General features: G+C 54.0%; 1 protein-coding gene. It reads right to left on the reverse strand.

The features are described from left to right. Positions 1–283 precede the first annotated feature (283 nt). Positions 284–1073 (reverse strand): IS110 family transposase (locus C100_RS32365; RefSeq protein ID WP_024019171.1); only part of this gene is annotated, 790 nt, incomplete at its 5' end.

Raw genomic sequence — 1073 nt, forward strand, 5'->3', positions numbered from 1 at the left:
TACGAGGCTTCTGTGGTTGCCGCCCGTGATGCAAGAAGTTTCTGATCCGAAGAGCGAGTGATCGAGTGCGGTCTTCTGTCAGGCCTTTGGTTGCGGCGTTTCAGAAGCCGCTGGCCGGTATGGTGATCTGCGGTTCGAGTCCAAATCTCGTTTTCGAGCTGGGATGCTCACGCCTCGTAACTGGTTTTCCCGAACCAGATCTGTTCGCTCATTTCGCCCATTCGGGTCGTCGCCTTCTCACACCCCCATCATCCGACGTTAGGTAAGCTTGTTGGCATGCCGATCATGCAACTGCTGCCTGCGCCGGAATTCTGTATTCATTACCATTTTTTATCAGGGCCCAAATCGTTCTGGCCATCTTGTTGGCGAGGGCAATTGCCACAAGCATTCTCGGTTTCCTGGCAAGCATATCTGCGAGCCAGGAATTTTCTGGAATCGATCTTCGACCCATCCAATTCAGACGGGACATTGCACCTATGATAAGCAGTCTGCGGATATCGGCCTGACCCGCTTTCGAAATACGTCCAAGGCGCTCCTTTCCGCCCGAGGAGAATTGTCGCGGGACAAGACCGAGCCAGGCCGCGAAGTCCCGCCCGCATCGGAAGCTCTCCATTGATGGGGCGAAGGCCTCGACCGCTAAGGCTGTTAAAGGGCCAACTCCCGGAATCGTCTGTAGCCGCTTGGCCGCGTCAGTTTCAGCCGCCAGCGCTTTGATCTTCTTTGTCCGTATATTGATACGCTCAGTTTTCTCAGCGATCTGTGCCAATAGATCTCGGCATTCCTCCCGCATCAAAACGGGCAAATCGCTGTTAAGCTCATCAAGAATGTCCGCAATCCTGCAGAGCTGATTTATGCCTTGGGGGACAACATGACCATATTCATAGAGCGCCGCCCTTACGGCATTGACCAGTTCCGTGCGTTGATGAACCAGCCGTTCTCTTCCGCGAAATAGAATCGCCCTGCTTTGCTGCTCTTCCGACTTTGGATCAACAAACCGCATCTCTGGTCGTTGAGCCGCAATTACGATCGCTTCAGCGTCAGCGGCATCATTTTTCTGTCGCTTCACGAACGGC

It is taken from the genome of Sphingobium sp. C100, assembly GCF_000508185.1.
Taxonomy (GTDB): domain Bacteria; phylum Pseudomonadota; class Alphaproteobacteria; order Sphingomonadales; family Sphingomonadaceae; genus Sphingobium.